5 protein-coding genes are annotated in these 5,483 nt (G+C 72.9%); 1 reads left to right on the forward strand and 4 read right to left on the reverse strand.

Features of this window, described 5'->3' with window-relative positions:
• On the forward strand, positions 1-827 hold an 827-nt coding region (locus VR45_RS30825), incomplete at its 5' end, for an ATP-binding protein (protein WP_045943164.1).
• A 37-nt stretch (positions 828-864) separates the two neighbouring features.
• Here VR45_RS30825 and VR45_RS30830 read toward each other — a convergent pair.
• The 4 genes from VR45_RS30830 to VR45_RS30845 form a co-directional block, all read right to left on the reverse strand.
• Positions 865-1,512, reverse strand: coding sequence for a DUF6058 family natural product biosynthesis protein (locus VR45_RS30830; RefSeq protein ID WP_045943165.1), 648 nt, complete (start codon positions 1,510-1,512; stop codon positions 865-867).
• A 44-nt stretch (positions 1,513-1,556) separates the two neighbouring features.
• Positions 1,557-2,864 carry an MFS transporter gene (locus VR45_RS30835; RefSeq protein WP_045943166.1) on the reverse strand — a complete coding sequence of 436 codons (1,308 nt, stop codon included), beginning with the start codon at positions 2,862-2,864 and terminating at the stop codon, positions 1,557-1,559.
• A 196-nt stretch (positions 2,865-3,060) separates the two neighbouring features.
• Positions 3,061-4,221, reverse strand: coding sequence for a ThiF family adenylyltransferase (locus VR45_RS30840; protein ID WP_045943167.1), 1,161 nt, complete (start codon positions 4,219-4,221; stop codon positions 3,061-3,063).
• A gap of 243 nt (positions 4,222-4,464) precedes the next feature.
• Positions 4,465-5,483: prolyl oligopeptidase family serine peptidase (locus tag VR45_RS30845; RefSeq protein WP_045943168.1), on the reverse strand; the 1,019-nt coding region annotated here is incomplete at its 5' end.

Genomic DNA, 5,483 nt, shown 5'->3' on the forward strand with positions numbered 1-5,483 from the left:
TGGACGAACTCGGCGGGCGAGTGCTGAGCGGGGACCTGTGGGACCAGGTGGCCGGGATGACGGCCGAGAAGGAGCTGATCGAGCGGCGGGTCGTGCTGCCGCTCGCCGAACCCGAGCGCGCCGCCCGGCACGGCGTGCGGCCGCCGCGGGCGATCACCCTGTTCGGACCGCCCGGCACCGGGAAGACGACCTTCGCCCGGGCCATCGCCTCCCGTCTGGGCTGGCCGTTCGTCGAACTGCTGCCCTCCCGCCTCGCCGACGAGGGCAACCTCGCCGCCGCGCTGCGCGGCGCGTTCACCCGGATCGGCGAGCTGGAGCGGGTGCTGGTCTTCATCGACGAGGTGGAGGAGATCGCACCCGTGCGGGGCGAGCCCGGCCGGGCGGGGGCCACGCACGGGGTGACCAACGAACTGCTCAAGCTGATCCCGGGGTTCCGGGAACGGGACGGCCGGCTGCTGGTCTGCGCCACCAACTCGGTCCGCTCGCTCGACCCGGCGTTCCTGCGCACCGGCCGGTTCGACTACGTCATCCCGATCGGCACCCCCGACCCGGACGCCAGGGCCGCGATCTGGGCGCGCTACGCGCTCGGCACCGACCGGGTGGACGTGGACGTCCCCGCGCTGGTCGCCGCGAGCGAGCACTTCTCGCCCGCCGACATCGAGCACGCCGCGCGCCTCGCCGCCCAGACGGCCTTCGAGCGCGACGACGCGGTGCCGGGCGCGACCACCGCGGACCACCTCGCCGCGATCAGCGCGTGCCGCCCGACGGTGACGGCCGCCATGGTGGCGGCGTTCCGGGCCGACATCGGGGCCCACGCCCGGCTGTGACCGTGATGCCCGCCGGGCACCGCCGGACGGGAGGGGGTCAGCCGAGCGGGTGGTCGCGGCGGACGGCGTCGATGCAGGTGTCCCGGGAGACCGGGCCGCCGAAGCGGAGGCGGTCGTAGGCGGTGAACGGCGGTTCCAGGGCGTCGAGTTCGTCGACCAGGGCATGCAGGGCGAGCAGGTCGGACAGTCGCTCGGAGGGCCCGGTGGTGGCGGGGCGGCCGAGGGCCTCGGTGATGCCCCGGACGAGTTCCGCCTTGCGGCGCATGGTGACCGGGTGGAGGCGGTGCAGACAGACGTTCTGGCCGCTGAGGTACGACTCGTACTCCTCCGCGCCCTCCTCGCGGTCCTCCCAGTGGCCCCGGAACCAGTCCGGCAGCTTCTCCAACCCGCCCGCCTCGTCGACCAGTTCGAGGAGGTCGGGGGCGACCATCTCGGTGCCGTCGGAGCGCAGGTAGCCGGGCAGCGGGAGGCGCCCGGCGAGCATGAGGCCGCGGACCTCGTCCGGGTCCCGGCCGTGGCGGGCGCAGAGCGGCTCCAGCGGGGCGAAGTGCCGGTCGACATAGGCGTCGTCGGCCTCGGTCATCGGGTGCTCGCCGTTGACGTCGAGGTAGCGCCGGGCGAGCCGCGCCCTCGGCGTACCGTCGGTCTCCGCCGCGCTGGTCCCCGTCGTTCCGGTCTCCGTCATGCCGGGCCCTCCTTCGGACGCCGTGGTGTCCCCGCCGCGCCGGGTCAGCCGGCCTCGACCGCAGCGGCCCCTTCACCGGAATCGGCCCGGCTGTTGCTGTCGCTGCCGTTCGGGGCGACCCCGGGGCCGGGGTCGATGCGCACCACCGGGGAGAACGCGGTGCCGAGGAACACTACCGCCTGCACCACGGCCGCGCACACGAAGAGCGTACGGGTGGGGGAGGCGCCGGAGACCAGCCGGCCGCCGAGCACCGCGCCGAGCGGGATGGTCGCATAGGCGGCGGCCCGGCTGACCGACACCACCCGGCCGATCACCTCGGAGGGCACCACCTTCTGCCGGGCGGTGAACCAGCTGACGATCACCAGCGAGGTGGCGACGCCCTCCACGCCCCAGGCGATCAGCACCGCCCACCAGGTGGGCACCAGGGCCGGCAGGACCATGGTCGCCCCGGACAGGCCCATGCCGAACGCCAGCAGCGGGCCCAGACGGTAACGGTCCGTCAGGCGCGGTGCGAGCACCCCGCCCAGCACGGCGCCGAGGCCCTGGGCGCCGAGGACGAGGCCGAGCACGACCTTCGGCTTCTCCTCGACCTCCAGGACGAGGTAGAAGAGGCTGCCCTCGACCGTCCACGCGGCGAGGTTGGACAGGGCCATCAGCACGGTGCCCCAGAGCACCGCCCGCATGGTCCGCAGGGCCCGCAGGCCGTCGGCGAAGTCCTTGGCGATCCGGGCGGCCGTGGTCGGCCCCGCGGCGGGGGCGGGGGTGGTGGAGATGGCGGCGATCAGCAGGGCGGAGGCCCCGAAGGAGAGCGCGTTGACCAGCGCGGAGACCGGGACGCCCAGCGCCGCGACGGCGGTGATGCCGGCCACCGGGCCGATGAAGCCGAGCGCGCTGTCGACCGTCTGGGTCCAGGAGTTGACCCGGGCGAGCCGCTGCTCGGGCACCACGTCGACCAGGAAGCCCTGGAACGCCGGGAAGTAGAACGGGCGGACGCAGGCGAGCAGGAACGCACAGAGGTAGATCGCGGCCAGCGGTGGACGGTCGAGCGTCGCCAGCGCGGTGACGGCGAGTGCCAGCACGGCGGAGGAGAGGTCGCAGAGAATCATCACCCGGCGGCGGTCGAACCGGTCCGCGATGACGCCCGCGAAGAGTCCGATCACAATGTACGGAATGAACTCGATCGCGTAGGCGAGGGCGGTCGAGGTGGCCGAGCCGGTTATTTTCAGGACGAGGACCGGAATGGCCAGCCGGTAGATCCAGTCACCGATCCCGGAGACCAGGAATGCGGCGCGCAGGCGGATGTCCGCCGGGCCCGGGGTCGGACGTTCCTCGATCGGCTTCGCGGTGGGCACCGGCGTTCTCCTATGCACTTTTTTCGATGGTGGATCGACGACGGATCGGTGGTGGAGCGATGGTGGACCCGGTGGAAAGGAAAAGGTGTTCCGGAACGGTTCCGGCGGAGCGCCGAAATCCCGGCGGGCGCCGTCGGTACGGCGTTCCCACCGGGTTTCCGGCCGGTCGCGGGCCATGGGTCCGCGGGTCGCGGGGTCAGAAGGGGAGCTCCTCCCGGTCGACCCGGGTCAGCCACTCGGCGCCGGCGGCGGGCCGGGCGTCGCGGCAGACGGCGCAGTCGGGGTCGCGGGTCCAGGTCTCGGCCTGGCGCACCCGGGGGTTGTGGAAGGTCTGCTCCAGCAGCCGGCCCACCGCGAGCGGCGGGCAGACCCGGGAGGCCAGCCGGACCATCTCGGACACCATGTGGGCGGCGGCGACCACCACCAGCCCGTTGAAGGCGGCGGTGTCCTCGCCGTAGGCGCTGCCCTCGCGGTCGATGTCGTCGAGGACGTCCAGCACCATCCGCGAGGTCGGGTCCTCCCGGCGGACCTGCCCGTACCAGCACTCCACGCAGCCGCTGACGCCCGGCACCATCGTGTAGTGGATGGCCCGCTGGGTGTCGACGCCGCCGCCGATCAGGGTGGTCCCGGCCCGGACGCAGCCCTCGTTGAGCCAGTGCGCGACGTGCACCTTGGGGCGGTCGACCACGGCGATCACGATGTCCCGGTCGTGCACCACCGCGTAGACGTCGTCGGCGGACATCAGCTTGGCCTCGACCGCGTCGACCCGCACCCGGCTGTTGAGCCGGCGGGCCCGCTCGGCGGCGACATGGACCTTGGTGCGGCCGACGTCCGGCTCGCCGTAGATGATCTGGCGGTTGAAGTTGGAGACCTCGATCTTGTCGAAGTCGACGATCCGGATGTCCGTGAAGCCGATCGCGACCAGGTCGATCAGGGTGTGCGAGCCGATGCCGCCGACGCCGAGCACGGCCACCCGGGCGTCGCGGATACGGCGCTGGAACTCGTACTTGGAGGTCCCCAGGGAGGCGTAGGTCTCGAAGAAGCCCAGGTTGTTGGACCAGCGCTCGCGGGCGGCGGCGTCGAAGTCCTCGCCCCGGTCGGCGGTGTCCTGCACCAGGCCGCTCGCGTCCAGGTCGTCGACGGCCTCGCGCACGTCCTCGGCGGTGAGGTCGGGGTAGTCGGCGCTGAGCTCTCGGTGGACGGCGTCCAGGTCGCGGCTGCCGTCCAGGAGCTGGAGCAGCCTCAGCACGCGGCCGTCGGTGTCCTCCAGCGAGGTCAGCTCGCCGCCGAGGCGGAAGTGGACCGAGCCGTCGGAAACGAAGTAGGGGATGCTCGTCTTGAGCGCGGGACGTGCCACGAATACCCCTCGGGGACTGGGCGGCGGAAATCATGGAATACCGGGTCCGGGAATTCGTGGAGGAGTTCCGGACGGGTGCGGCGGGGCGTCGTTGCGAAGGAAGCCCCGCCGCATTTCAGGCTCAGCCCTTGGCGGTGCTGGCGGCGCTGCTGTAGCGCTTGGTGGACTTCTTGATCATTGGAATCACCTCCCCCCTCCGATCGGACTCCATGCTATTCATCGCGGAACTTCCCGGACAAGATGTCAGAACACCTTTTTCGCGGGGGGATCTTCGTTCTCGTCGGAGCGGACGGAAAGTCCCAGGTATTCGGCCTGGAAAGCCAGCACATCGGCGAAATAGGCGAGCCGCCCGGTGCGGGCGCGGGCCCCGTGCCCGACGCCGGCCTCCTGGCGGAGCAGCACCGGGCGGCCCGAGGAGGTGGCCCGCTGCAGCGCGGCGCACATCTTCCGGGCGTGCAGCGGGTCGACCCTGGCGTCGTCCTCGAACGCGGTCAGCAGTACGGCCGGGTAGGCGGTGCCGGCCGTCACGTGGTGGTACGGCGAGTAGCCGAGCAGCCAGCCGAGCTCCTCCGGGTCCTCCCGGGTGCCGAACTCGTCGGTCCAGTACGGGCCGTAGCCGGTCAGCTCGTAGCGGGCCATGTCGAGCGGGGCGGCGGTGGCCGCCACCGCGGCGAACAGCTCGGGGCACTGGGTCGTCGCCGCGCCGACCAGGAGGCCGCCGGCGCTCTGGCCGAACGCGCCGAGCCCGCCGGGCGGACACAGGCCCCGGTCGTGCAGCGCGCGGGCGGCGGCCAGGAAGTCGTCGATGCCGTTCTGCTTGTGCTCGCGCATCCCGGCGCGGTGCCAGCCCTCGCCGTGCTCGCCGCCGCCGCGTACCCGGGCCACCGCGAACTGGCCGCCCAGACCGGCCCAGGCGAGCGCCGCCGCGTAGTAGTCGGCGACCTGGGGTTCGCCGAAGGCGCCGTAGCCCTGGAGGACGGTCGGCAGCGGGCCGGTCGGGCGGTCGGCGGGACGGGTGAGCAGCACCGTCACCTCGGTGCCGTCCGCGGCGGCGCAGCGCAGTTCGGAGACCAGCACGGCGGGGACGTCCGGGGTGCCCGGTGCCCGCCACACCCCGGTCGTGCCTCGCCGGGCGTCGTAGTGGTGGACGGTCTCCGGGGTGGTGGGGTCGGAGTAGCTGAACCAGGCCTCGTGGCCGCCCTGACGGAAGGTGAGATCGGTGACGACGCCGGTGCCGGGCAGTGGGAGCGCGCCGAGCGCTT

Source organism: Streptomyces sp. NRRL S-495, from assembly GCF_000966955.1.
Classification (GTDB): domain Bacteria; phylum Actinomycetota; class Actinomycetes; order Streptomycetales; family Streptomycetaceae; genus Kitasatospora; species Kitasatospora purpeofusca.